26 protein-coding genes are annotated in these 24,983 nt (G+C 41.8%); 24 read left to right on the top strand and 2 right to left on the bottom strand.

Annotated features, from left to right (window positions below):
- Nucleotides 1-24: 24 nt before the first annotated feature.
- From LPAF129_RS03070 to glnA, 8 genes are all read left to right on the top strand, one after another.
- A complete protein-coding gene (locus LPAF129_RS03070; RefSeq protein ID WP_244054692.1) occupies nucleotides 25-612 on the top strand; it encodes a 5-formyltetrahydrofolate cyclo-ligase in 588 nt (195 codons plus the stop codon).
- Nucleotides 605-1,249, top strand: coding sequence for a rhomboid family intramembrane serine protease (locus LPAF129_RS03065; protein WP_244054691.1), 645 nt, complete (start codon nucleotides 605-607; stop codon nucleotides 1,247-1,249). The genes LPAF129_RS03070 and LPAF129_RS03065 overlap by 8 nt, the downstream gene beginning before the upstream one ends.
- A 32-nt stretch (nucleotides 1,250-1,281) precedes the next feature.
- Nucleotides 1,282-1,500 (top strand): YqgQ family protein, encoded by a 219-nt coding sequence (locus LPAF129_RS03060; RefSeq protein WP_244054690.1) that lies wholly within the window; start codon nucleotides 1,282-1,284, stop codon nucleotides 1,498-1,500.
- Between the two features lie 16 nt (nucleotides 1,501-1,516).
- Complete coding sequence (locus tag LPAF129_RS03055; RefSeq protein ID WP_244054689.1) at nucleotides 1,517-2,476, top strand: ROK family glucokinase; 960 nt, start codon at nucleotides 1,517-1,519, stop codon at nucleotides 2,474-2,476.
- Between the two features lie 38 nt (nucleotides 2,477-2,514).
- On the top strand, nucleotides 2,515-2,934 hold the full coding sequence (locus tag LPAF129_RS03050; RefSeq protein ID WP_244054688.1) for a rhodanese-like domain-containing protein: 420 nt from the start codon (nucleotides 2,515-2,517) through the stop codon (nucleotides 2,932-2,934).
- 84 nt (nucleotides 2,935-3,018) lie between these two features.
- Entirely contained in the window at nucleotides 3,019-3,945 is a 927-nt protein-coding gene (gene miaA / locus LPAF129_RS03045; protein WP_244054687.1) for a tRNA (adenosine(37)-N6)-dimethylallyltransferase MiaA, read from the top strand.
- A gap of 171 nt (nucleotides 3,946-4,116) precedes the next feature.
- Nucleotides 4,117-4,509, top strand: coding sequence for a MerR family transcriptional regulator (locus LPAF129_RS03040; RefSeq protein WP_244054686.1), 393 nt, complete (start codon nucleotides 4,117-4,119; stop codon nucleotides 4,507-4,509).
- A gap of 24 nt (nucleotides 4,510-4,533) precedes the next feature.
- Nucleotides 4,534-5,877: a type I glutamate--ammonia ligase gene (gene glnA, locus LPAF129_RS03035; RefSeq protein WP_244054685.1), complete on the top strand. Its 1,344-nt coding sequence runs from the start codon at nucleotides 4,534-4,536 to the stop codon at nucleotides 5,875-5,877.
- Between the two features lie 93 nt (nucleotides 5,878-5,970).
- Here glnA and LPAF129_RS03030 read toward each other — a convergent pair whose 3' ends face one another.
- Nucleotides 5,971-6,381, bottom strand: coding sequence for a hypothetical protein (locus LPAF129_RS03030; RefSeq protein WP_244054684.1), 411 nt, complete (start codon nucleotides 6,379-6,381; stop codon nucleotides 5,971-5,973).
- A gap of 297 nt (nucleotides 6,382-6,678) precedes the next feature.
- Between LPAF129_RS03030 and gmk the strand changes: the two genes are divergently transcribed.
- From gmk to LPAF129_RS02975, 11 genes are all read left to right on the top strand, one after another.
- Nucleotides 6,679-7,299 (top strand): guanylate kinase, encoded by a 621-nt coding sequence (gene gmk, locus LPAF129_RS03025; RefSeq protein WP_244054683.1) that lies wholly within the window; start codon nucleotides 6,679-6,681, stop codon nucleotides 7,297-7,299.
- Nucleotides 7,296-7,502, top strand: a complete 207-nt coding sequence (gene rpoZ, locus LPAF129_RS03020; RefSeq protein WP_244054682.1) for a DNA-directed RNA polymerase subunit omega — start codon at nucleotides 7,296-7,298, stop codon at nucleotides 7,500-7,502. Before gmk ends, rpoZ begins: the two co-directional genes overlap by 4 nt.
- 141 nt (nucleotides 7,503-7,643) lie before the next feature.
- Nucleotides 7,644-8,834, top strand: coding sequence for a bifunctional phosphopantothenoylcysteine decarboxylase/phosphopantothenate--cysteine ligase CoaBC (gene coaBC / locus LPAF129_RS03015; RefSeq protein WP_244054681.1), 1,191 nt, complete (start codon nucleotides 7,644-7,646; stop codon nucleotides 8,832-8,834).
- Between the two features lie 21 nt (nucleotides 8,835-8,855).
- Nucleotides 8,856-11,270 (top strand): primosomal protein N', encoded by a 2,415-nt coding sequence (priA, locus tag LPAF129_RS03010; protein ID WP_244054768.1) that lies wholly within the window; start codon nucleotides 8,856-8,858, stop codon nucleotides 11,268-11,270.
- A 37-nt stretch (nucleotides 11,271-11,307) separates the two neighbouring features.
- Nucleotides 11,308-12,267: a methionyl-tRNA formyltransferase gene (gene fmt / locus LPAF129_RS03005; RefSeq protein ID WP_244054680.1), complete on the top strand. Its 960-nt coding sequence runs from the start codon at nucleotides 11,308-11,310 to the stop codon at nucleotides 12,265-12,267.
- Complete coding sequence (gene rsmB, locus LPAF129_RS03000) at nucleotides 12,257-13,603, top strand: 16S rRNA (cytosine(967)-C(5))-methyltransferase RsmB (protein WP_244054679.1); 1,347 nt, start codon at nucleotides 12,257-12,259, stop codon at nucleotides 13,601-13,603. The genes fmt and rsmB overlap by 11 nt, the downstream gene beginning before the upstream one ends.
- Nucleotides 13,604-13,614: 11 nt before the next feature.
- On the top strand, nucleotides 13,615-14,358 hold the full coding sequence (locus LPAF129_RS02995) for a Stp1/IreP family PP2C-type Ser/Thr phosphatase (RefSeq protein WP_244054678.1): 744 nt from the start codon (nucleotides 13,615-13,617) through the stop codon (nucleotides 14,356-14,358).
- Nucleotides 14,358-16,355, top strand: coding sequence for a Stk1 family PASTA domain-containing Ser/Thr kinase (pknB, locus tag LPAF129_RS02990; RefSeq protein WP_244054677.1), 1,998 nt, complete (start codon nucleotides 14,358-14,360; stop codon nucleotides 16,353-16,355). Before LPAF129_RS02995 ends, pknB begins: the two co-directional genes overlap by 1 nt.
- Before the next feature lie 57 nt (nucleotides 16,356-16,412).
- Complete coding sequence (rsgA, locus tag LPAF129_RS02985; protein ID WP_244054676.1) at nucleotides 16,413-17,297, top strand: ribosome small subunit-dependent GTPase A; 885 nt, start codon at nucleotides 16,413-16,415, stop codon at nucleotides 17,295-17,297.
- Nucleotides 17,298-17,368: 71 nt separating this feature from the next.
- On the top strand, nucleotides 17,369-18,028 hold the full coding sequence (gene rpe / locus LPAF129_RS02980; protein WP_244054675.1) for a ribulose-phosphate 3-epimerase: 660 nt from the start codon (nucleotides 17,369-17,371) through the stop codon (nucleotides 18,026-18,028).
- Complete coding sequence (locus LPAF129_RS02975; RefSeq protein WP_244054674.1) at nucleotides 18,025-18,681, top strand: thiamine diphosphokinase; 657 nt, start codon at nucleotides 18,025-18,027, stop codon at nucleotides 18,679-18,681. Before rpe ends, LPAF129_RS02975 begins: the two co-directional genes overlap by 4 nt.
- Before the next feature lie 108 nt (nucleotides 18,682-18,789).
- Here the strand turns inward: LPAF129_RS02975 and rpmB are convergent, their stop codons facing one another.
- Nucleotides 18,790-18,975 carry a 50S ribosomal protein L28 gene (rpmB, locus tag LPAF129_RS02970; protein ID WP_244054673.1) on the bottom strand — a complete coding sequence of 62 codons (186 nt, stop codon included), beginning with the start codon at nucleotides 18,973-18,975 and terminating at the stop codon, nucleotides 18,790-18,792.
- A gap of 277 nt (nucleotides 18,976-19,252) precedes the next feature.
- Between rpmB and LPAF129_RS02965 the strand changes: the two genes are divergently transcribed.
- The 5 genes from LPAF129_RS02965 to acpP all read left to right on the top strand — a co-directional run bounded on the left by LPAF129_RS02965 (nucleotide 19,253) and on the right by acpP (nucleotide 24,973).
- Nucleotides 19,253-19,615 (top strand): Asp23/Gls24 family envelope stress response protein, encoded by a 363-nt coding sequence (locus tag LPAF129_RS02965; protein WP_244054672.1) that lies wholly within the window; start codon nucleotides 19,253-19,255, stop codon nucleotides 19,613-19,615.
- A 24-nt stretch (nucleotides 19,616-19,639) separates the two neighbouring features.
- Nucleotides 19,640-21,358 (top strand): DAK2 domain-containing protein, encoded by a 1,719-nt coding sequence (fakA, locus tag LPAF129_RS02960; RefSeq protein WP_244054671.1) that lies wholly within the window; start codon nucleotides 19,640-19,642, stop codon nucleotides 21,356-21,358.
- Nucleotides 21,359-21,447: 89 nt separating this feature from the next.
- Nucleotides 21,448-23,490: an ATP-dependent DNA helicase RecG gene (gene recG, locus LPAF129_RS02955; RefSeq protein ID WP_244054670.1), complete on the top strand. Its 2,043-nt coding sequence runs from the start codon at nucleotides 21,448-21,450 to the stop codon at nucleotides 23,488-23,490.
- A 78-nt stretch (nucleotides 23,491-23,568) separates the two neighbouring features.
- The gene (gene plsX, locus LPAF129_RS02950) at nucleotides 23,569-24,621 is read left to right on the top strand and encodes a phosphate acyltransferase PlsX (protein WP_244054767.1); all 1,053 of its coding nucleotides are present in this window, start codon (nucleotides 23,569-23,571) and stop codon (nucleotides 24,619-24,621) included.
- A 106-nt stretch (nucleotides 24,622-24,727) separates the two neighbouring features.
- Entirely contained in the window at nucleotides 24,728-24,973 is a 246-nt protein-coding gene (gene acpP, locus LPAF129_RS02945; protein ID WP_244054669.1) for an acyl carrier protein, read from the top strand.
- The last annotated feature ends 10 nt before the right edge of the window (nucleotides 24,974-24,983 follow it).

The following is a 24,983-nucleotide window of genomic DNA, read 5'->3' as shown; positions in this document are numbered from 1 at the left end:
TTCATACAAAAAAGGGGTTTTTTGATGCTTTCTAAGCAAGAAATGCGCCAAAAACAGCTAAAAAAAATATCTGCTTCAACACAGCACTGGACCAAAACTGCCGCAGAGTTAGCTATTACTCAGCAAGTTTTGGACTCAGCTTTATATCGGCAGGCACATACAATTGGACTAACTTTTAGCGAAGCAGTTGAGTTTGACACTAAGCCATTAATTGCCGCCGCACTTGCTTGCAAGAAGACAGTTGTAATTCCACGCTCTTTACCAGGACGCCAACTGGATTTTCGGATGTTTGATCCGGCTACGCCAGTGAAACGTTCCAAGTTTGGCGTATTTGAGCCGACTGAAGCGGCACCGAGCATTTCAGCGGACCAGATTGATCTATTAATTGTACCTGGTTTGGCTTTTAGTGCTAGTGGGGCTCGGCTGGGTTTTGGCGGTGGCTTTTATGACCGTTTCTTAAACCAATATACTGGAGCAGTCTTGAGTTGCGCTGAACCAGCGCGATTTTATTCTGAGCTTTCCTGGGAAACGGAAAAAACAGATCAACAAATTCCAAATATCGTGACAACTACGGGTTGGATCTCGGTTGAAGGCGGTGAGTCAGATGCGTAAGCGACCTACGGCAACCTATATCTTGTTGATCATTAATATTAGTGTCTATTTGTTAATGACGGTTGCGGGAGGCAGCCAAAATACTGGCGTTTTACTTGCTTTTGGGGCCAAAGTTAATTTTTTGATTGCACAAGGCCAGTGGTGGCGCTTATTTAATCCGATGTTTATCCATATTGGCTTGGAACATTTGGTCTTAAATATGGTGACTTTATACTTTATTGGTCTGCAGATCGAAACTTTATTTGGCAAATGGCGCTTCGTGACTTTATATCTATTAAGCGGACTAGGTGGTAATATCGCTAGTTTTGCTTTTAGTCCGGGAATTTCGGCAGGCGCCTCTACATCGATTTTTGGTTTATTTGGTGCTTTTTTAATGTTAGGTGAGTCTTTTCGGGATAATCCGTATATTAGAGCAACTGCGAAACAATTCTTGTTATTAGTAATTTTGAACCTGGGACTAGGGCTGAGAGGAATTGATATAGCTGGACACATTGGCGGTTTATTGGCTGGTTTCTTGGCAGCGTACGTCATTGGTGTTCCTAATATTGGCAGAGTGCCAGTCAATAAAAAAGTACTGGCAGGCTGTGCATTATTAATTATCTTTGGATTACTGACCGTAGTTGGTTTTCAACACTGATAATTTCGGCTATAATAAGGAAGGTGATTCTTTTGAAGACTCTCTATGATGTGCAGCAGTTGCTAAAAAAATTTGGTGTTTTTGTTTATGTGGGCAAACGCTTGTGGGATATTGAACTAATGGCATTAGAAATTGACCATTTACATGAATCAGGCGTGATCGATCAGGCTAGTTTTGCCAAAGCTAAATTAGTTTTAGATCGCGAACATCGAATTGAAGAGCGCCGCGAGCAAGAAAAAAATAATAAGTAGCAGGAGGAACAAGCTGATGGAAAAAAAGTTGATTGGAATCGATTTGGGTGGCACAACTATTAAGTTTGGGATCTTAACTTCTAGTGGTGAAATTCAGCAAAAATGGAGCGTAGAAACTAATATCATGGATGAAGGTTCGCATATCGTTCCAGATATTATTGCGTCGATCAATCACCATCTTGCATTATACAAGATGGATCAAAGTCAGTTTATCGGGATCGGGATGGGAACTCCCGGGACTGTTGATCTTGAAGCCGGAACAGTAGTTGGGGCATACAACTTAAATTGGAAGACCGTTCAAAATATTAAGGACGAAATTCAAGCTGGGACAGGAATCAAATTTGCCGTAGACAATGATGCCAATGTCGCCGCTCTAGGTGAACGGTGGAAGGGCGCTGGTAACAACTCAGACGAAGTGGTCTTTGTGACCCTCGGGACAGGAGTTGGCGGTGGTGTCATTTCCAATGGTGAATTGTTGCATGGTCAAGGTGCTGCGGGGGAAATCGGCCATATTAATGTGCAGCCAAATGGCTATCTTTGTACCTGTGGCGGTCATGGCTGTCTAGAAACTTATACTTCAGCGACTGGAGTAGTACGGATCGCACGTGATTTGGCAGAAGAATTTGCTGGTGAATCCCAGTTGAAAACAGCTTTGGATAACGGCGAAGAAATTAGTTCCAAAGATGTCTTTGACCTGGCTAAAAAAGATGATGTCTTGGCATTGAAGGTCGTTGACGAAGTTTGCTACTACCTAGGTTATGCTTGTGCTAATTTAGCTGCGATCACTAACCCAGAGTTTATCGTCATTGGCGGCGGTGTTTCTGCTGCGGGTGAGATCTTATTAAGCAAAGTTGAAGAGAACTTTAACAAATTTGCGTTCCCAACTGTCAGAACTTCAACCCACTTGAAGTTGGCTGAATTGGGGAATGATGCTGGCCTATATGGAGCTGCATCACTAGCTTTACAATTTAAATAAAAAATTATGTTGGTAACTGAGTGAGAGGAGAATTGACTGTGTTTGTTTTAGGAGATTTAGGAGTAATGTTTTGGATCGATGTTGTATTGGTCTTAATTTTGGTCTGGTTATTTGGTGGACAATTTTACACATACTTTATGGGTAAAAAATATGCCACTATTTTAAAGAACGATGATTTTAAAGAAGGAATGCATAAGGCACAGATCATTGACGTACGTGAAGCCAATGATTTTAAAAAGAAACATATTTTAGGTGCCCGCAACATGCCTTTTTCACAGTTCAAATTGTATAAGGACAGTTTACGTAAGGACATGCCGATTTATTTGTATGATGATACTAAAACAGTCGCACCTCGGATGGCTTCTAAGCTGCACAAAAATGGGTATACAGATATCTATATCTTAAAGTCTGGCTTGGACAAATGGGATGGCAAGACTAAAGGCACCAAAAAAGCCTAAGCAAATTTAACGAAAGAAATGAGTTCGGTCGTTTGAAACTCATTTCTTTTTTTGTAGAGATTAATGGTAAAAGGAGTGGAACAGATGGCACAAAAGGTTTTAGTGATCGTTGGACCAACAGCGGTGGGTAAAACTGCGCTATCGATCAAGTTAGCACATGAATTTAATGGTGAGGTGATTTCCGGCGATTCCATGCAAGTCTATCAGGGCCTAGATATTGGTACGGCCAAAGTCACACCCACTGAAATGGATGGAATTCCGCACTACTTAATTGATATTTTACGTCCAGATCAACAATTTACAGTGGCGGATTTTGTTTCAATGAGTCAAACTAAGTTGGCTGAAATTGGTGCACAACAGAAATTACCTTTAATCGTCGGTGGAACTGGACTGTATGTCCAAGCACTGTTGGATAATTTTGGATTAGGTGCGACGGCTCAATTTACTGATGAGCAAGTTAGAGCTGATTTAGAAGCATTTGCGGCTAAAGAGGGTAAACAAGCATTGTGGGATCGTTTGGCTCAACTTGATCCGCAAGCAGCGCAAAAAATTCCGGTGAACAATGTACGGCGAGTAGTTCGTGCGTTGGAGGTTTGCCAGGTCAGCGGTCAATTATTTTCTGCACAAGCTGATTCTGCTTCAGGAGATTATGATCCGCTGATCATTGGTTTAAATACAGAACGTCAAGTCCTTTATCAACGAATCAACCAACGAGTTGATCTGATGGTTAAAGCTGGCTTGGTGGATGAAGCACGTCAACTATATCAAGCAGGTGGGACAAAACTAGCTGCCGGAAAAGGAATTGGCTATAAAGAGTTGTATCCTTATTTTGCAGGAACTGCACCGTTAGCTGATTGCGTGGAACGAATTAAAATTAATTCACGTCATTATGCCAAACGACAGTTAACGTGGTTTAGAAACCGGATGGAGGTCAATTGGTTTGACATCGTTAGTGACCCTGATCAACAAGAACAAATCAAACAATTGATTGCTTCCTGGTTGGTTAAGTAGGTAATTTTAAAGTTGGTATACTTTTTTATTAGTCCAAAAAATGTAGTTTTAATGGGTTAAAAGCATTACTCTAACAACATTTTTTGAATGATGTTAGAAAATGTAACATTAGCTATTGACAAGTTTTGGACTACTTGCTAATATTAGTACGTAGTTTTGAGGGGGATCGTGATGAAAGAAAAAGAGTTACGACGCTCACTTTCAGTTTTACCGATCGGAACGGTCATGAAACTGACTGATTTATCTGCACGACAAATCAGATACTATGAGCAACAAGGATTAGTGATTCCAGAACGGAATGAAGGCAACCGACGGATGTATTCGTTAAACGATATTGATCAGTTGCTGGAAATTAAGGACTATTTAGGTGAAGGAATCAACATGGCCGGAATTCGGCAGCTCTATGAACAGCAACAGCAAAAAGAAGAGTCCGCAAAAAACAAGCGTCAGCAACAGCCATTAACCGATGCTGATGTTCGTCGGATTTTGCGGGAAGAGTTTAAAGCTGTTGGGGGGTTGTCTGATGGCACGACCAGATTGTCTGTCCGTAATCAAGAATTGTGAGTTAATCAGTAAAGGAGCAAGTAAATGACAAAACCAGCTTATAGCAAAGATGATGTTCGAAGAATCGTTAAAGATGAAAATGTACAATTTTTACGGCTAATGTTTACTGACTTATACGGCACTATTAAGAACGTGGAAGTACCAGTGAGCCAGTTAGAAAAACTGTTGGATAATAAGTTAATGTTCGATGGTTCTTCCATCGACGGCTTTGTTCGAATCGAAGAAAGTGATATGTGGCTTTATCCAGATTTGTCAACTTGGACAATTTTCCCTTGGGGAAGTGAACATGGAAAAATCGCTGGGGTAGTTTGTGAAGTTTATAATGCAGACCGGACACCATTTATGGGCGACCCACGTAATAATTTGATCCGTGTGTTAGATGAAATGAAGGAATTGGGCTTTACCGACTTTAATATCGGGACTGAACCTGAATTCTTTTTATTCAAACTTGATCCAACCACCGGTGAACCAAGTTTGAAACTGAATGACCAAGGTAGTTATTTTGACTTAGCACCTGTTGATTTGGGTGAAAACTGCCGACGTGAAATCGTCTTAGAATTAGAACGTCTTGGTTTTGACGTAGAAGCTTCTCACCATGAAGTTGCTCCTGGTCAGCATGAAGTTGACTTTAAATATGCGGATGCTTTGCATGCCGCTGATAACATCCAGTTGTTCAAACTGGTCGTTAGGACGGTGGCGCGTAAGCATGGTTTACATGCCACATTCATGCCAAAACCATTATCAAGCATTAACGGTTCCGGGATGCATGTCAATATGTCATTATTTGCTAACAACGAGAATGTCTTTTATGATGAAAAAACTGAATCTGGACTTTCGGAAAATGCAATGTTCTTCTTAGGCGGTTTGCTCAAACATGCTCGGAACTTTACTGCAATTACGAATCCAATTGTTAACTCTTATAAGCGATTAGTTCCTGGCTATGAAGCACCAGTTTATGTTGCTTGGTCTGGCCATAACCGCTCACCACTCGTTCGGGTGCCGATTGCTCGTGGCGTTTCAACTCGATTAGAATTACGGAGTGTTGATCCAACCGCTAATCCATACTTAGCAATCGCTGCAATCTTAGAAGCCGGCTTAGATGGACTAAGAAATAAAATTGAAGCTCCTAAGCCAGTTGACCGCAACATCTATGTGATGTCAGAAGAAGAACGGCTGCAAAATGAAATCGTTGATTTACCATCAACCTTGCATAATGCTTTAAAAGCTTTAAAGGAAGATGATGTGATTTTAGCATCAATGGGTGAACATTTGGCAGCTAGCTTCTTGGAAGGGAAACGGATCGAATGGGATGCTTACCGACAAGATGTTTCACAATGGGAAAGAAAACAATATTTAGAACAGTATTAAATTAAGAATAAATAAGCAGGGGTTAGGTTCAGTTTTTCACCTCAGCTTACAAAAAAACAACGTCCTCCTAGCGAGTGAACGTTGTTTTTTTTGTTAGGATGTTTTCCTGAGAGTTAGTGGTGTTTTAACTGCGGGCGAAACTCGCGTTAAGGTGCCATTCGAATTATTCAAAGCAATGGCAATAATTTGTTTTTTAAAAATAATGCGGGTTAATTTTTTGTTTTGTGGAATTGTCATGAAATAGGCGTTCTTTTGCCGTTGGGCAGAAAAGAGCTGTCCAGTGAGCGTTTCGATATTTTGGCCAACTTGAATTTGGACAGTTACTAGTAAACGTTGATCCACAACTTGGTTAGTAAAGGCTTCAATTTGAAAAGCTGGCATCTGCGTAATAGTTGGTTGTTCTAAAACCTGACGCGGATCGAAAAAATCGTTCCAAAGTTGCATAAAGTAACGGAAGTAAAAAGTAATTGTCGTCAAGAAATTAGTAGAAAAAATACGGCTCATTAGGCTGCCTCCTCGAATTAAGAAAAAATAACGATGATGTTCAATAGCTTGAACATTTGTTTGTTTAGCTACAAGTTCTATTATAGAACAATCGTTCCCGAACGCAAGTTCAATTTTTTAATTTGTGCAGAAACTTTTGGTAAAAGCAGCTAAGAACTGCAGTAAATCACGACTTTGTTAGCCAAAAAATATTTTTAATTTGATTAAAAGTTAGTTTATTGCAAGTCAACCTTGAAAAGTAGGGCAAAAAAGCGCATGATAGTAGTTAAATAATTTTTAATTGAGGAGTTTTAGTGCATGGCTAAAAGAGGAATGTTGATCGTACTTTCGGGTCCATCTGGTGTAGGTAAGGGAACTGTTAGAAAAGAGATTTTTTCGCAACCGGGAAATAATTTCGATTACTCAATTTCGATGACTACCAGAAAAATGCGACCAGGAGAGGTCAATGGGCAGGATTATTATTTCGTCTCGAAAGATGAATTTGAACAAGAAATTGCAAATGACGGAATGCTAGAATATGCACAATATGTTGACAATTATTATGGTACACCTTTAAAATATGTAAATGAGATGCTCGATGATGGGAAAGATGTCTTTTTAGAGATTGAAGTTAAAGGTGCCATGCAGGTTCGGGAAAAGGTGCCTGATGGTCTCTTTATTTTCTTAACTCCTCCTGATTTGATGGAATTAAGACAAAGGATCATTCATCGCGGGACCGACGATTTAGAAACAATTAATAAGCGGATGCATCAAGCAGTTGGTGAAATTGAAATGATGCAAAACTATGATTATGCAGTTGTGAATGATGAAGTCCCCGTTGCGGCAGAAAAAATTAAGACCATTATTCGTGCTGAACGCTGGCGTGTTAAGCGTTTCTTGCCAGATTATAAAAAACAATTAGGAGATGCATTAAAATGATTTTATATCCTTCAGTAGATAAATTATTAGAACAAGTTGATTCACGTTATTCTTTAGTAATGTTAGCTGCTAAGCGCGCTCACGAACTTGACGAAGGTGCAATGCCTTTATTGAGCGAATATACTTCCGACAAAAATGTTGGCCGTGCGCTTGAAGAAGTTGAAGCAGGCGACTTAAAGATTGCAGATAAAAGTGCAGAATAATTAAAATGTACGGTTGGTGTTCATTGCTTTTTAGACTTAAGCTGGGTTTGCTAGTCTAAAGATGTGATGAACACTTTTTTAATACCGCTAAAATTGGTACAATGAAAGGTGAAATATCAGTCAGTGAAGGGAAAGAATATTGTGAGTAAAAAACACATCGCTATGTATATTACCGGCGGCATTGCAGTTTATAAAGCAGCACAATTAGTGCGCTCTTTTATTAAGGGAGGTTACGAAGTTAAAGTCGCGATGACTGCCAGTGCCCAAGAGTTTGTTACTCCGCAAACTTTTGCAGTGCTGAGTCAGCATGAAGTGTATACCGACTTTAATAGCAAGACTCCAGCTGACTTTGTCCCGCATATTGCGTTGGCGGACTGGACTGATGCTGCAGTAGTTGTTCCAGCCACAGCTAATATGATTGGTAAAATGGCTAACGGGATTGCAGACGATTTTGTTTCGACTGCCTTATTAGCAACTGCTGCTCCGAAATACGTGGTTCCAGCCATGAATGAAAAAATGTGGCAGCAAGCTGCTACGAAGCGGAATGTAGCCTGTTTGCGAGCTGATGGTAGTGAAATTTTACCACCAGTGACCGGCTTTTTAGCTGAAGGTTACAGTGGCCAAGGGCGGATGCCTGAGCCTGCAGAAATTTATGCGTGGGTCACTGCCAAATTAACTCACCAGCAAGATTTAGCCGGTAAGAAGATTTTAGTTTCTGCAGGGCCAACGGTGGAAGCAATTGATCCGGTTAGATTCTTAAGTAACCGTTCCAGTGGGAAAATGGGGTATGCGGTTGCGCAAGCTGCTGCTGACCGTGGAGCTGAAGTGACGTTGATCAGTGGACCAACTGCACTAGCACAACCAACTAATTTGAAAATGATCCCAATTCGTTCTGCCAGAGAATTGCAGGAACAGCTGGAAGAAAATTTTGACGCGAACGATTTTGTGATCATGGCAGCTGCGGTGGCTGATTACCATGTTAAGGAAGTAGCTGATCAAAAAATTAAGAAGCATGGGCGAGATGTGGTTGAATTAGAACTAGTCGCTAACCCAGACATTTTGGCTGCACTTGGCCAGAAGAAAACCCACCAACGGTTAGTCGGTTTTGCCGCTGAAACGCAAAATTTGCTAGCCAACGGAGCGAAAAAACTCGCAGAAAAGAATTTGGACATGTTAGTCTTAAATGATGTTTCTCGGAGTGATATTGGCTTTAATGCAGCAGATAATGAAGTCCGGTTGTTAAGACCGCAAGAAGAACCAAAACTAATTGAAAAAACCAGCAAGGCTCAAATTGCCCAGGAAATTTTAGATGAGTTACTTAAATTAGCGTAATGTAAAGAGGGGAAAGATGTGATTAAACAATTTGCCGAGGTAATTGTGGATGTGCCTGCGATGCAGACTAATCAACCGTATACGTATTCGATACCGACCGAGTTGATCAACCAAGTATTTCCCGGAATGCGCGTGATCGTGCCATTTGGTAATCGGAAAGTCCTAGGCTTTGCCATTAATATTAGTGAAAAAGAGCCGGACGTTTCTTTTGCCTTAAAAGATATTGAGGAAGTTTTGGATCTCACACCAGTTTTAAACACTGAGTTATTGCAGTTAGCGAATTGGTTAGCGCAGTGGACGTTTTCTTTTAAAATTTCGTGTTTACAAGTCATGTTGCCAGCAGCCATGCGGGCCAGTTATAGTAAAACAATTAAATTGACATCCACGGAGATTTCTCCGGCCGTTCAAAAGTTATTTGGTGACAAAAACGAGATTCCGTTTGATACCAAAACTTTGACTGCTAGCGCCTTTAAGGAACTATCTAAATTAAAGCGTGCTAATCAAGCAGAAGTTCTCTATCAAGTTCGTGATCGGGCCAAAGCAAAAAAAGTGACCGCAATTCAAGGGTGCTTGAGTTCTGACCAGCTGGCTAGTGCGCGAGAAACACTCAGAGCTAATGCTGCTAAATCTTTTCAGATGCTGGATTATTTAACGACCTTAGGTTTAGAACAGGTCACTTTAAAAAAGGCCATGCAAGACAGCGACTTATCTGCGGCTCAGTTTACTAGTGCAGAAAAGAAGGGCTGGCTCGTTAAAACTAAGGTCGAAAAATATCGCGACCCATACCGGGAAGCAGTGATCGAACAATCGCAGCCGAAACAATTAAAACCAGCGCAATTAACTGCTGTTGAGCGGATCAACCAAGCAATCACAGACCATCAAAAAAGTGTCTTTTTGTTACAGGGTGTCACAGGCAGCGGAAAAACTGAAGTTTACTTACAGACGATTGCTACTGCTTTAGAAAAGGGCCAAACTGCTTTAATGCTTGTCCCAGAAATTTCGCTCACCCCGCAAATGGTGCGGCGGGTCAAGGGACGTTTTGGTTCGAGGGTTGCAGTTTTGCATAGCGGCTTATCTGAAGGAGAAAAATACGATGAATGGCGCAGGATCGAACGACATGAAGCCCAAGTGGTGGTTGGAGCTCGTTCCGCAGTTTTTGCACCTTTAGAAGACATTGGCATCATTATTATGGATGAAGAACATGAAACTTCCTATAAACAAGAAGATATGCCAGAATATAATGCACGAGACGTTGCAATCAAACGCGGAGAATGGCACAATTGTCCGGTGGTTTTGGGTAGTGCTACGCCATCATTGGAGTCACGGGCCCGGGCACAAAAAGGTGTCTATGAATGGCTGCGGCTGGATGAAAGAATTAATGGTCAGCCACTACCAGAAGTGAATTTGGTCGATATGCGTCAAGCTCTAAAAACTGCCCCGGCGTTGGATATTTCGGCACCTTTGCTGAGTGCGATCGAACAACGGTTAGCTCAAAACGAACAGGTTGTATTAATGTTAAACCGGCGAGGTTATTCGTCATTTCTGATGTGTCGTGAATGTGGTTTCGTGCTGAAATGTCCGAACTGTGATATTTCATTAACATTGCACATGGATTCTCGTTCAATGAAGTGTCATTATTGTGGCCATGAGGAAGCAATTCCACGGACCTGTCCTAGTTGTCAAAGCAAAAAGATCCGTTACTATGGAACTGGGACCGAAAAGGTGGAAAAAGAACTTCAAGAGTTATTGCCAACCGCCAAAATTTTGCGGATGGACGTTGATACGACTAGAAGAAAAGGTGCACATGCTAAAATTTTGCAACAGTTCGGCAGTAAAGAAGCCAATATTTTATTAGGGACACAGATGATCGCTAAGGGATTAGATTTTCCAGACGTGACCCTCGTTGGTGTCTTGAATGCGGATACTTCGTTAAGCTTACCTAACTTTCGGTCTGCTGAACGAACGTTCCAATTGTTGACCCAGGTCAGTGGTCGAGCCGGCCGTGCCGAAAAAACAGGTGAGGTGTTGATTCAGACCTTTAATCCAGAACATTATGCGATCCAGTTAGCGAAAAATCAAAATTATGAGAAATTTTTCGGGATCGAAATGAACATGCGTCATCGTGGGGGATATCCGCCGTATTTCTTTACGACACAAATTGTCGTGAGCGGCGGCAGTGAAGCGGCTGTGGCTAAAAAAATCTTTGGCATTAATGGCCAGCTGCAAAAGGTTTTATCCCCACAGGCAGTGATTTTAGGACCAACACCTAAACCGATTATGCGGATCAACAATCAGTTTTATTACCAATTAGTGATCAAATATAAAAAAGAACCTAAATTAGAGCAATTTTTAGAAGAGTTATTATTAAGCAGCCAAAAAGATGCTGCGCGTAATTTGAAAGTTAAAATTGACCGTGATCCGGTTGATTTTGTTTAAAATCAGAAGACGTGATTAAAATTAAGGATGTGAGTGAATGACTTCAATCGTTTTTATGGGGACCCCACAATTTGCAGTACCTGTTTTAGAAGGACTATTAGCTGCAAAAGAATATCAAATTAAAGCTGTTGTGACTCAGCCAGACCGCCCAGTGGGAAGAAAGAGACGGTTAACGGCTTCACCAGTTAAACAAACGGCACTAGCACACGACATTCCAGTTTTACAGCCGGAAAAGCTCAGTGGAAGTCCAGAAATGCAGCAAGTGATCGAAATGGCTCCAGACCTATTAGTGACTGCTGCTTACGGGCAATTTTTACCAACTAAGTTATTAGCTAGTGCCCAAATTGCTGCGGTCAATGTGCATGGTTCATTATTACCCAAATATCGTGGTGGAGCACCTGTGCAATATTCAGTTATGAATGGTGATGCTAAGACGGGTGTCACTCTGATTTATATGGTGAAGAAAATGGATGCTGGCGCGATGTTAGGTCAAGTTGAACTGCCAATTACTGCTAGTGATGATACAGGAAGCTTGTTTGAAAAGCTGAGCTATCTTGGCCGCGACTTGCTGTTAGAAAAATTACCAGCTTTAATTGCGGGTCAATTAGAGGCAGAGGAACAAGACGAAAGCCAGGTTGTTTTTTCGCCAACCATTAAGCCAGAAGAAGAAGAACTCTTGCTGAGCATGACTGCTCAAGAGCTCGATTGGAAGATCCGTGCACTCAGACCAGAACCAGGGGCTTTCTTTGCTAATTTTGCAGGACAGCGGACGAAGCTGTGGAACATTGATCCTTTGGATGAAAAAACAACTCAAGCTGCCGGGACGATCGTTGATTTAACGAAACACCAACTGAAGGTTGCAGCTGCGAATGGAACAGTCTATCAAATCAATGAATTACAACCCGCAGGTAAAAAGCGGTCAACAATTACTAACTTTATAAATGGAAACAACCAAGGCTTAGAAAAAGGGCAGGTTTTGATCTCTAATGACAAATAATCTTAAAAATAGTGCACGTTATGTAGCGGTCCGCGACTTAAATCGGATCGAAAAGGAAAACTCATACTCAAATAAAATTGTTGACCAAACCTTGGCTGCCAATCAATTGTCAGCAAAGGACGTTAATTTATACACTAATTTGGTTTATGGGACGATTCAAAATAAGTTGACCCTCGATTATTTCTTGGCACCATTTATCAAGGACCCACAAAAAGTAGACTTATGGGTTCGGCAATTATTACGGATCTCAGTTTATCAGATGCAATATTTGGACCGGATTCCAGAACATGCCATTTTTAACGAAGCAATTGAAATTGCTAAACAAATGGGACATGAAGGTACGCGGCGGTTTGTGACGGGAATCTTGCATGCAATCGGTCGTCAGGGCTTACCAGCTGTGTCTGACATCAAAGATCCTGTTGAACATTTAAGTATTTACAGTAGTACACCACGCTGGTTAGTTGAAGCTTTGATCGCTGAATTAGGCATGGACAAGGCAAGTTCATTATTAGAGGCTGGGTTACAGACCCCGGCCCAAAGTGTTCGAGTTAATCAGTTACGCAGTGATACACACCAAGTAATTAGCTTGCTGCAGGAATTAGACTTTGATGTCCAAGATAGTCGGGTCTCACCCAATGCTTTGCGAGTTAGCGGCAGTTTTATTCCGCACTCACCAGTTTATCAAAGCGGTAAGATCACAATTCAAGATGAAAGTGCAATTTTGAGTGTCGAATCAATGGAGTTAAAACCAGATGACCAAGTCTTGGATGCTTGTGCGGCTCCGGGTGGAAAAACGACCCAAATTGCTGAATATTTGACAGGCAGTGGTCATGTTGAGGCACTGGATATCCATCAGAATAAATTACGCTTGATCCAGGCCAATGCTGACCGCATGCGTGTGGGTGACAAAATTACTTTACAAGCACTAGATGCTAGAAAGAGCAGTACATTGTATGCTGACGAGTCATTTGATCAAGTGCTAGTGGACGCACCTTGTTCTGGTTTAGGCTTGTTGCGGCGGAAACCCGAGATCAAGTACGAAAAGAGTTTAGGCGACACAGAAAATTTGGCTAAGATCCAGTTAGCGATTTTGAAAGCAACTGCACCATTAGTTAAAGCAGGCGGTCGTTTAACTTACAGTACATGCACGATCTTAAACACCGAAAATCAAGCAGTGATCGACCAATTCTTAGCGGATGAACCAGATTTTGTTCAGGTTAAAACCACGACTAAGTTTGGGATCAAAGATGACCGGGAAACTAAATCTTTGACGATCTATCCTGATGATTTTGGTTCAGACGGCTTTTTCATTGCAACGCTTGTTAAGCAAAAATGAGGTGTTAAGAAGTGAAATATTCTTATTTAAGTGACGTTGGCAGAGCAAGAAGTAAAAACGAGGATTTTGTCGGCTTCTTTAAAAACCAGGCTGGAGTTGCCTTGGCCATTGTTGCCGATGGTTTGGGCGGACACCAGGGCGGAGAGGTTGCTTCTGAAATGGCAGTCTCAAACATTGGGTATGAATTTGAACAAACAGAATTTAAGATGCCTAATGAGGCTTATACCTGGTTACAAAAACAGGCTTCAGCTGAAAATGAGCAGATCTTGGAGTCGGCCAACCAAAATAATGAATTAATGGGAATGGGGACCACTTTAGTCTGTGTGATCGTCTTTGAAAAGCGCTTTTTGATCGCCAATATTGGTGATAGTCGGTGCTATTTGTTCAGTGACGGAAAACTGCTGCAATTAACTGAGGACCATTCGCTGGTCAATGAAATGGTTAAAAACGGTCAGATCAGCAAGGAAGAAGCACGAAATCACCCGCAAAAAAATATTATTACCCGAACTTTGGGAGTTTCATCCGAAGCAAAATTGGATCAGACTCTAACTGAAATTGTTCCTGGAGAGCTGTTATTATGTACTGACGGTTTAACTAATATGGTGACCGACGATGGTATTGCGCAAATTTTAGGGCAAAAACAGTTGGGGCTGGCAGAAAAATGTCAGGCACTGATCGCAGCTGCCAACGAGGCCGGCGGGAGTGATAATATTACGGCACTCTTGCTTTCTTTTGATGGTGAGGGGGTCAGTTAATGGAGTCAGGTTATGTTTTAAATGGGCGCTATAAGATCATCGATACCTTAGGTGAAGGTGGGATGGCTAACGTTTATGTAGCTTATGACCTGATTTTAAAGCGCGCAGTTGCAGTTAAACTATTGCGGTTAGACATGCAAGACGATGCTCGTGCTGTGCGACGCTTCCAAGGAGAGGCAATGTCGTTAACTGAACTGACCGATCCGCATATCGTCATGATTTATGATATTGGTGAGGAACAGGGGTTACAGTACTTGGTCATGGAATACGTGAAGGGGATGGACCTGAAAGATTATATCAAACAGGAATTTCCGTTTAGCTTGCCCCGGATCCTTGAAATTATGCAGCAGATTTTAACTGCGGTTGGTGATGCGCATGCTCATGGCATTATTCACCGCGATTTGAAACCGCAAAACATTTTGATCGATCAAGATGGTAACGTTAAAATTACCGACTTTGGGATCGCTTTGGCCGTTTCACATTCAACGATGACTAAAACTAATACGGTAATGGGTTCCGTTCATTATATTTCGCCAGAACAGGCGCGGGGAAGTATTGTCAGTAAGCAAACGGATATTTATTCCCTCGGGATCATTTTATTTGAAATGTTAACTGGACATGTCCCGTACCGGGGTGAAAATGCTGTTGCAATCATTATGAAGCATTATCAAGAGGCAATGCCTTCAGTCCGGGCAGAACACCCAGAAATACCGCAAGCATTAGAAAATGTGGTACTACATGCGACGGCTAAGGATCTCAGGGACCGGTATGCTTCGGTGCAAGAAATGGCAACGGACTTAGAAACAGCTTTGTCGTACCGGCGAGCGGAGGAAAAACCGTGGGTCCCATCATTTAAGAATGAGGATGAAACGAAGATCCTGGCCAAGGAGACCCCGGTCGCTGCGACACCACAGGCCGACGCAGTTAAAGCAGCAAACAGTGCGAAGCCGCAGTCGCCTGCACCAAAAACTGCGAAGAAAAAACGCAAATGGTCGAGAAAGAAAAAGGTGATCTTGCTCCTGAGCTTTTTGGCAGTGCTACTTATAGGAACAGGCATTGTGTATGCGATGATCCCGCAGGATACTACCGTGCCGCAGCTTCAAGGAATGACAACTTCCGAAGCACGAGAACGGTTAACAGACGCTCATTTGAAATTAGGCAAGATCAGTCAAGAATATAACGACACTTATTATTATGGACAAATTATTAGTTCTAAGCCGAAAGTTAAAACGAATGTGAAGGAAGGCTTGCGCATTGATGTGGTCGTTTCTAAAGGACCGCATAAAGAAAAATTTGGTGATTATACTGGACGTCAATATCAAGAAGTTAAAAAAGAATTGATCAAAAAAGGTGTGACTGTTCAGCAAGAAAAAGTTTTTTCTGATAAAATTCCGCAAGGTGAAATTAAGTCACAGAGTATTTCGGCCAAGAAAAAAATTGTTTTAAATGAAACTTCGGTAACTTTTCAGGTTTCCAAAGGGACACAGAGTTTCAAAATGCGTGATTTTTCTAACTATACTTTGAAAAGTGTGCAAGATTACGCGGATGAAAAAGGGTTAGTCTTAAATGTTTCGCATGAGTTTTCTGATGACTTTGATGAAGGGTTAGTGATGCGTCAAGATCCGCCAGAAGGAACAGTGCTGAATCAAGGCGACACGATCAATGTTGTGTTATCCGATGGGGCCCAAAAGGAAAGCAGCGAAGATGATAAAGATGAGTCGTCTTCATCTTCATCATCTGAAAGCAGCGAAAGTGAGCAGTTTGATTTAACTGTCAAAGTGCCATACCAACAAAATGATGGCAAAAAGACCAATAAAATTGAAATTTATATCGGTGATAAGAATCATCAAATTGATAAAGTTTATCAAAGTTTAGAAATTTCAGCAGATCAAACAATGCGACTGCCTTTTGAACTAGAGGATGGTAAGAAAGGCGCTTATAAGGTGGTCCGCGATGGACAAGTTATCATGCAAAAAGATGACGTCACCGCAGACTAACAGCTGCACGGACAGCGTACAGCGGAGTTATTCAAGGTCAGAAAGGCAGGAGAAAGTTTGGATAAAGGACGAATCATTCAATCACTGAGTGGATACTTTGATGTTTTAGCGCATCAAGAGGTCTACCGGACTCGAGCACGGGGGAATTTTAGAAATAAAAAAGAGACCCCGCTGGTGGGTGATTGGGTTGAATTTAAGGCGGATAATCAACAGGAAGGTTATTTATTAAAAATTTTAGCGCGCAAAAATAGCTTGATCAGACCGCCTATGGCTAACATTGACCGAGCAATTGTGGTCACCGCTTGTCGGCAACCAGATCTTTCCACGAATTTGTTGGATCGTCAGTTAGCGGCATTGGCTCAAAATGAGATCCAGCCAATGTTGTATTTTTCTAAGGCAGACTTACTGACAGCACCTGAAAAAGAGGAGCTAGAGCGGTTAGTTGCCTACTACCAACGCTTTTATCCCTGCTTTATTTTTGAGGGAGAATCGTCTGCAGAAATAGAAAGCCAATTTTTAGGACAGGTTGAAAATTCTGTGATCGTAGTGATGGGACAAACCGGTGCGGGAAAGTCCACTTTCTTGAACACGATCGCGCCAGAACTCCAATTGGAGACGGCGGAAGTTTCTAAGGCTCTAAGTCGGGGGAAACATACTACCAGAAAAGTAACTTTGCGTAAAATTGCTGGTAACCTGATTGCTGATACCCCTGGATTTTCTTCATTTGATGTCTTAGACGTTAAAAAAGAGGAGCTGCCGCTATTGTATCCTGATTTTGTAGAACTGCAGGACGGTTGTAAATATCGCGGTTGCCTGCATTTGAAGGAACCCAAGTGTGCAGTTAAGCAAGCATACGAGGCAGGAGAAATTCTGGCCAGTCGTTATGAAAATTATGTTCAATTCCAAAGTGATTTGGCCAAAAGAAAACCAAAATACAATTAATTTGTTAGCAATAACTGACGGTGTTGGTTAAACTATTATCGTCAAGTTAAATCTTTTATTGAGGTGATCATATGAAAATTGCACCATCGATCCTAAGCGCTGATTTTGCCAATTTGGCAAGTGAAGTTAAAAAAGTTGAACAAGCCGGGGCAGAGTACCTGCATATTGATATTATGGACGGTCATTTTGTGTCAAATTTAACCTTTGGCGCAAATGTTGTTCAGGCCTTACGTCCACATTCTAAACTGGTTTTTGATTGCCATATGATGGTGGAGCAGCCAGAGAAATATGTGGCCGACTTTGCTAAAGCCGGAGCTGATATGATGGGTGTCCACGTTGAAGCAACGGCCCACTTGCATTCTGTTTTATCTTTGATCAAGGCTGCTGGAATGAAAGCCGAGGTCGTGCTAAATCCTGGGACACCTGTGAGCGCAATTAGCGAAGTATTGCCAATGGTCGATCAAGTCTTAGTGATGACTGTCGATCCAGGTTTTGGCGGACAAAGTTTCTTACCTGAAACGATGCCTAAAGTTGCGCAGTTAGCAGCTGCTAGAAAGAAAAACCAGTGGCATTTCGACATCGAAGTTGATGGCGGACTCAATGACCAAACAGTAAAGCAAGCGCTTGAAGCCGGTGCAAATGTAATCGTGGCTGGTTCCTATATTTTTGGTGCAGATGATCCTGCCCAAAGTATCGCTGCCTTGCGAAAGGCTAGTGAAAAACAATTATGATCGTAAATTTGTTGGTGGGGGGACCAGAAGCAGATTGGCCAGTTGGATTAACAGACAAAATGCAGCACCCAACGGCTGATGAAGTCTGGGTCGGTGCCGATTATGGGGCAGTTAGGCTTGTCAAACAAGGAGTCAAGCCAATTTTAGCGGTCGGCGACTTCGACTCTTCAACGGCGGCTGAAATTCAGTTAGTTAGAGATCACGCTGTTAAAAGTGTGGTTCGCCCTAAAAAAGAGGATGTCACAGACACGGTGTTGGCTTTACGGTATATTTTCCAAGAATTAACTTTTGATAAAGTTGTGATTTATGGTGCAACGGGTGCGCGGTTAGATCAACTGTTAAGCAACATTTTTTTCGTGTTGACGCCAGAATTTAAACCGGTTTGTGAAAAAATCGAAATTGTGGACCGTTGGAATCAAGTCGGCTTTTATTTGCCAGGTCAACATTTGCTGAAAAAGTTGCCTAATACCAGGTACTTAGCTTTTGCTTGTTTAAATAAAGTGACTGACTTGCATTTATATGACGCAAAATACCGGCTCGATGGGGTTGATTTTTCAGAGCCTGTTTCATTGTCGAGTAATGAATTTGTGGGTGAAACAACCAGTTTTTCTTTTCAAAGCGGGGTTGTGTGTGCCATTCAAACACATGATTAAGTTAAATAAAAAAAGTGATCATCTAAAACTTTGAATGTCTTAGATGACCACTTTTTTATTTTTCAAGGTATAAAAAAAGGACACCTTTACAGGGCCCTATTTAAAGTCTTAGACGCGTTCAACTTTGCCGGATTTCAATGCACGAGCTGAAACGTAAACACGCTTAGGCTTACCATCAACCATGATACGTACTTTTTGCAAGTTTGGTTTCCAGCTACGGTTTGATTGGTTCAAAGCATGAGAACGCTTCTTGCCAAAAGTAGTCTTACGGCCAGTAATATAATCTTTTGCCATTCGTTGATCCTCCTTAATCTCTGTGCAGCGAACTAAGTCGCTTTACTCACTAAACTAAATTATCATAATACCAGCCCAATTGCAAGAATTTTCTGTAAAGTAAAATCACTTGGCAGCTAAATTAGTTGTAATTTTGGCCAATAAAACTTAAAATTAATAAACTAGGTGGTGGAGCTGAGCTGAAATTTCAGGTTAGCCGCCAGCTTAGTTTGGTTTTCAGAAAATCATATGGTAAAATAAAAAATGATTGTCTATTAATATCAAGGAGGCTGTTTTCATGGCTGTAAAAATTCAGAACCAATTAGGCAATATTGACATTAGTAATGATGTGATTGCAACTGTTGTTGGAGGCGCTGCGACAGAGATTTTTGGAATCGTCGGTATGGCTAGCAAAAATCAAATCCGCGACAATTTAAACGAAATACTAAAAAGAGATAATTATTCACGTGGGGTAGTGGTTCGTCAAGAAGATGACGGGATCGCGATCGACGTTTATATTATTGCTGGTTACGGGACTAAGATCTCTGAGGTCTGCCGTAATGTTCAGGATAAAGTTAAATATAATCTACATTCGATGCTCGGACTACAGGCTAAATCTGTGAACGTCTTTGTTCAAGGCGTGAAAGTTATCGAAGATTGATGCTGCCAAGGAGGAAGTAAGAATTTGAAAGTTGTAACAATTACAGATCAAGAATTTCGGAAGATGATCGCGGCTGCTTCAAATCGTTTGAACAATAATGCCGAGTTTATCAATTCCCTAAATGTTTTCCCTGTTCCAGATGGGGACACAGGGACCAATATGAGCTTGTCTTTTGCTAGTGGTGCAAAATATGTGGAAGAATCGACTTCAAGTGAGATCGGTGAACTTTCATCAGCATTGGCTAAAGGTTTGCTGATGGGTGCCCGTGGAAACTCGGGTGTGATTTTATCTCAAGTTTTCCGTGGTTTTTCCAAGAGTACTGCTAAAAAACAGACACTGTCAGCTCAAGATTTAGCTGACGGGATTTCTAATGGGGTTGAAACTGCCTATAAAGCAGTGATGAAACCAACTGAAGGTACGATCTTAACAGTTGCTAGAAAGGCTGCTGAGGCTGCTCGTGAACGAGTTAAAAACTCCGATGACTGTGTTGAAGTGATGTCTGATGCTTACGAAGCTGCTAAAACAGCTTTGGCTCAGACACCTGAACTGTTGCCAGTCCTAAAAGAAGTCGGCGTGGTCGACTCTGGCGGTCAAGGCCTAACTTTTGTTTATGAAGCTTTCTTTGACGCTTTAAGCGGCAACAAGAGAATTGAAGAAGACCAAAAACACCAGCCATCAGTCCAAGAAATGGATGAAATGGTCAATGCTGAGCATCATAAGAGTGTTCAGAGTAAATTGAATACCGCAGATATTCATTATGGCTACTGTACGGAAATCATGGTTCGGTTAGGTGCGGGCCGCTTAGTAGATTCAAAATTCGACTATGATACGTTCCGGGAACATTTGGCTGAAATTGGTGATTCCTTACTGGTGATCGCAGATGATGAAGTCGTTAAAGTGCACGTCCATACTGAAAATCCAGGCAGCGTTTTGGCTTACGGACAAAAATTTGGTTCACTTGTCAAAGTTAAAGTTGATAACATGCGCTTACAGCATGAAACAATTTTGGAAAAAGACGAAGAAGCTGAACAACAAACACAATCGCAACCAGTTGCTGCACCAGAAGAATTACCAAGTGTTGATACTGGTGATTATGGCATTATTTCAATCAGTTCTGGTGCCGGTTTGGCCAAAATGTTTAAGAGTTTAGGCGTGACTGAGATCTTAGATGGCGGACAAACAATGAATCCAAGTACAGAGGATATCATTGCTGCAATCAAGAAGACAGATCGTCCAAAAGTCTTAGTTTTACCAAATAATAAAAATATTTTTATGGCTGCACAACAGGCAGCAGAAGTCAGTGATGTTGAAGTCGGAGTAATTAAGACTAGGTCAATTTCACAAGGGATGACAGCCATGCTGGCTTTTGATCCGAATGCGGAATTAGCTGACAACGTTGAGATGATGACAGAGGACTTGGATACAGTGGCTTCAGGTGAAGTAACTCAAGCTATTCGTGATACGGCGATTGACGGTCAAGAAATCAAGAAAAATGATTATATGGGCATTGTTGATGGTGCGATCAAGGTCACAGACCAAGATCTGTATCAGGCAACAGTCAACACTGTGACGGAAATGCTAGCAGACGACAGTGAAATTGTGACACTGATCGTCGGTGAAGATGGTAATGAGACTGAAGCTCAGCAAGTTAAAGAAGCAGTCTTAGCCGAAGATGATGAGTTAGAGGTTGAAATTCACCAGGGTGATCAACCACTCTATCCGTACTTGATCTCGGTGGAATAAAAATTAGCTGACTAGGAACATTTTGTGACTGGTCAGCTTTTAGTGTTTAATGATGATAACAATGTTTAAATTGGTGGGGGCGATAGGTAATGGAACGTAGTCTGACAGATCCTGTTTCAGTTTTAAAAGGTGCGGGTCCCAAAAGGCTCACAGCTTTAAATAAACTAGACATCAATAACATTGAAGACTTGCTGACCGCTTATCCCTTTCGCTACGATGATTTGAGTGTTAAAAGTTTAGACGAATTAGCAGATCAAGAAAAGGCAACGATTAAAGGCATCGTTGCTTCACAACCTGTGTTGTCACGCTTTGGCCGGAAAAAAAGTCGCTTTAACTTTCGCATGATGGTTGAACAAGAAGTGCTGATGGTAACTTTTTTTAACCAGCCATATTTGGCGGGACGGTTAGAAATTGGGCAAGAAGTGGGCGTGTACGGCAAATATGATGTCAAACGGCAACAAATCACTGGGATGAAATTATTTACTGCCAATGACAGTGATGATTTTGCTGGTGTTTACCGTTCGTCAAAAGAAATTCGACCGAATACCATTAAGCAGTTAGTAACTCAGGCATACGATGAGTACCATGAACTGCTAACAGACATTGTGCCTGAAACGATCCGGACTAAGTATCGCTTAGAAAGTCGGGAACAAATGGTGCATGATATGCATTTTCCGGCCAGCAAACAAGCGGCTGATCTAGCCCGACGGTCAGCGATTTTTGAAGAATTTTTCCGGTATCAGCTGAGTTTACAGTTTATGAAGAAGAAAAATCAGCAGACCAGCGGGACCAAAATAGCGTATGATAATCAGGCGTTAAAAAAATTCATCTCAGCGTTGGCATTTGAATTAACTACGGCACAAAAGAAAGTTGTCAATGAAATTTGTCACGATCTTCATCAGCCAGTGCATATGAATCGGCTGCTGCAAGGAGATGTCGGCTCTGGTAAAACCGTGGTGGCTGCCATTGCCATGTATGCCGCTGTCACTGCTGGTTTTCAATGTGCTTTAATGGCACCCACTGAAATTTTGGCTGAACAGCACGCGGATAAATTAGCGGAGCTTTTTGCACCGTTTGGAGTTAATGTCGCTTTATTGACGAGCTCATCGGTCAGCAAAGTTACGCAAAAGCGTGAGTTATTACGTCATTTGGCAGCCGGTGAGATCCAAATCGTGGTTGGGACGCATGCCTTGATTCAAGCTGATGTGCATTTTAAGCAGCTGGGCTTAGTTGTCATTGACGAACAGCACCGTTTTGGCGTAGATCAGCGTAAGGCTTTACGGTTGAAGGGCAATGATCCGGATGTCTTAGCCATGACGGCGACACCGATCCCGCGCACGCTGGCGATCACGACTTACGGTGAGATGGATGTTTCGGTGATCGACGAACTGCCTAAAAACCGGAAACCGATCCGGACACGTTGGTTTCCTAAGGCACAACTGCATGAGGCTCTGAGTTTTTTAGACCAACAGGTCAAAGAAGGAGCCCAAGCCTTCGTAGTTTCAGCTTTGATCGATGAATCTGAAATGGTTGAGCTGCAAAATGCACAGGAAGTTTACCGCCAAATGGCTGCGCACTTTGCGCCGGACTTTCAGGTCGGCTTGTTACATGGTCAGCTTAAGAGCCAAGAAAAAGACCAAGTGATGCAAGACTTTAAAGCACGTAAATATGCTGTGTTGGTGGCTACGACCGTGGTGGAAGTTGGGATCGATATTCCAAATGCGACAGTGATTTTGATTTTAGATGCGGATCGCTTTGGATTGGCACAACTACATCAGTTACGCGGCCGGGTTGGTCGAGGAGCTAGTCAGTCTTATTGCTTGCTAGTGGCAGACCCTAAAAATGACTATGGTAAGGCGCGGATGGAAACGATGGTTCAAACCAATGATGGCTTTGAAATTGCGCAAAAGGATCTGGAATTACGTGGACCGGGTGAAGTGCTGGGAGCAAAACAGTCAGGGATGCCTGATTTTAAGGTTGGCGATCCGGTTGAAAATTTAAATATTTTACAGATTGCACAACAAGAGGCCCAGACATTGTTACAAGCGCCAGATTTTGATCAGCAGCCGGCTAATCGCGGAGTGTTGAATTACTTACGCCGAACTGTTTTAGCTCAGCCGGCCTTAGATTAATCGGCTAAGATCCGGGTAAAAAAAGCAAATTTTTGATATGATAAACTAATAATTTAAGTGTTAACAAAAGTTGAGAGGATGATCGATGTGAAAATTGCAGTAGATGCAATGGGTGGCGATAACGCTCCACAAACAATAGTTGAAGGTGTTGAAAAAGCACGGGATGAATTTTTAGACGTCGAGTTTATTTTATTCGGAGATCGTGCACAAGTTGATCCATTATTGCACAATACAGAGAGGATCACTTTGGTCCAAGCCGATGAACAAATTGAAATGAATGATGAACCAGTTCGGGCTATTCGTCGGAAGAAAAATTCATCGATGGTCATGGCTGCAACTGCCGTAAAAAATGGCGAAGCTGATGCACTGTTTTCTTGTGGGAATACTGGCGCTTTACTAGCAGCCGGCTTATTGCTGGTTGGCCGGATCAAAGGAATTTCCCGTCCCGGCTTAGTTTCAACTTTGCCAGTTATTAGTGCAGAAAACGGCTCATTTAACTTGTTAGACTCTGGCGCTAATGCTGATGGCAAGGCTGAACAATTGTATCAGTATGCTTTATTGGGCAAATATTACGCCACTAGCATTCGCGGCATTAAAGAACCGCGGATCGGGCTATTAAATAATGGGACCGAACCTCATAAGGGCAGCAAGTTGACGTTAGAAGCTCATCAGCTAATTGCAGCCGACAAATCGATCAACTTTGTCGGCAACGTTGAATCACGTGATTTGTTAAACGGTGTGTGTGACGTTGTGATCGCGGATGGCTTTACTGGCAATGCTGTTTTAAAAGCCATTGAAGGAACAGCTTCATCAATCATGCACTTATTAAAAGATACTATTATGAGTTCGGGAGTTTCTGGTAAATTAGGCGCATTGTTACTGAAGTCCAGTTTAAGCCAGCTTAAGAGTAAGATGGATCAGTCGCAATATGGCGGTGCTGTTTTACTAGGAGTTAAGGCACCAGTTGTTAAGGCTCATGGTGCCAGCGATGGACAAACAGTCTACTATACGATCAAGCAGATTAAAAGCATGATCGATGGCGAAATGTTACCAAACTTTACTAAATATTTTGCCGCTCAACAGGCACAAGAAGCAGCAAAAAAAGAAGCTGCTAACGAAACGGCAGAATAAAGAGGCTGTTAACTTGAATTTTCGCGGTTGATTACGCTGAGTGACTGGACAATTTAAGCGGAAAAAGCTAAAATTATAATACTGACTTATGAATGAGGTAAATAAAATGACAGAACAAGAAGTTTTCACAAAAATTGCAGCAATTATTGAAGATCGCTTTAATTATTCTGCAGACAAAGTAACTAACGAATTAAACTTTCAAAATGATCTAGATGCTGACTCAATTGATATTGTTGAGTTTGTCTTAGAATTGGAAGATACTTTTGGGGCTGAAATTTCTGATGATGATGCTGAAAAACTAACGACAGTTGGCCAAGCAGTTTCATTTATCGCTGCAAACCAAAAAGGTTAAGTTAGATAAT

It is taken from the genome of Ligilactobacillus pabuli, from assembly GCF_022836475.1.
GTDB lineage: Bacteria > Bacillota > Bacilli > Lactobacillales > Lactobacillaceae > Ligilactobacillus > Ligilactobacillus pabuli.
The sequence above is the reverse complement of the archived record's forward strand: the minus strand, read 5'-3'. Positions and strand labels throughout refer to the sequence as shown.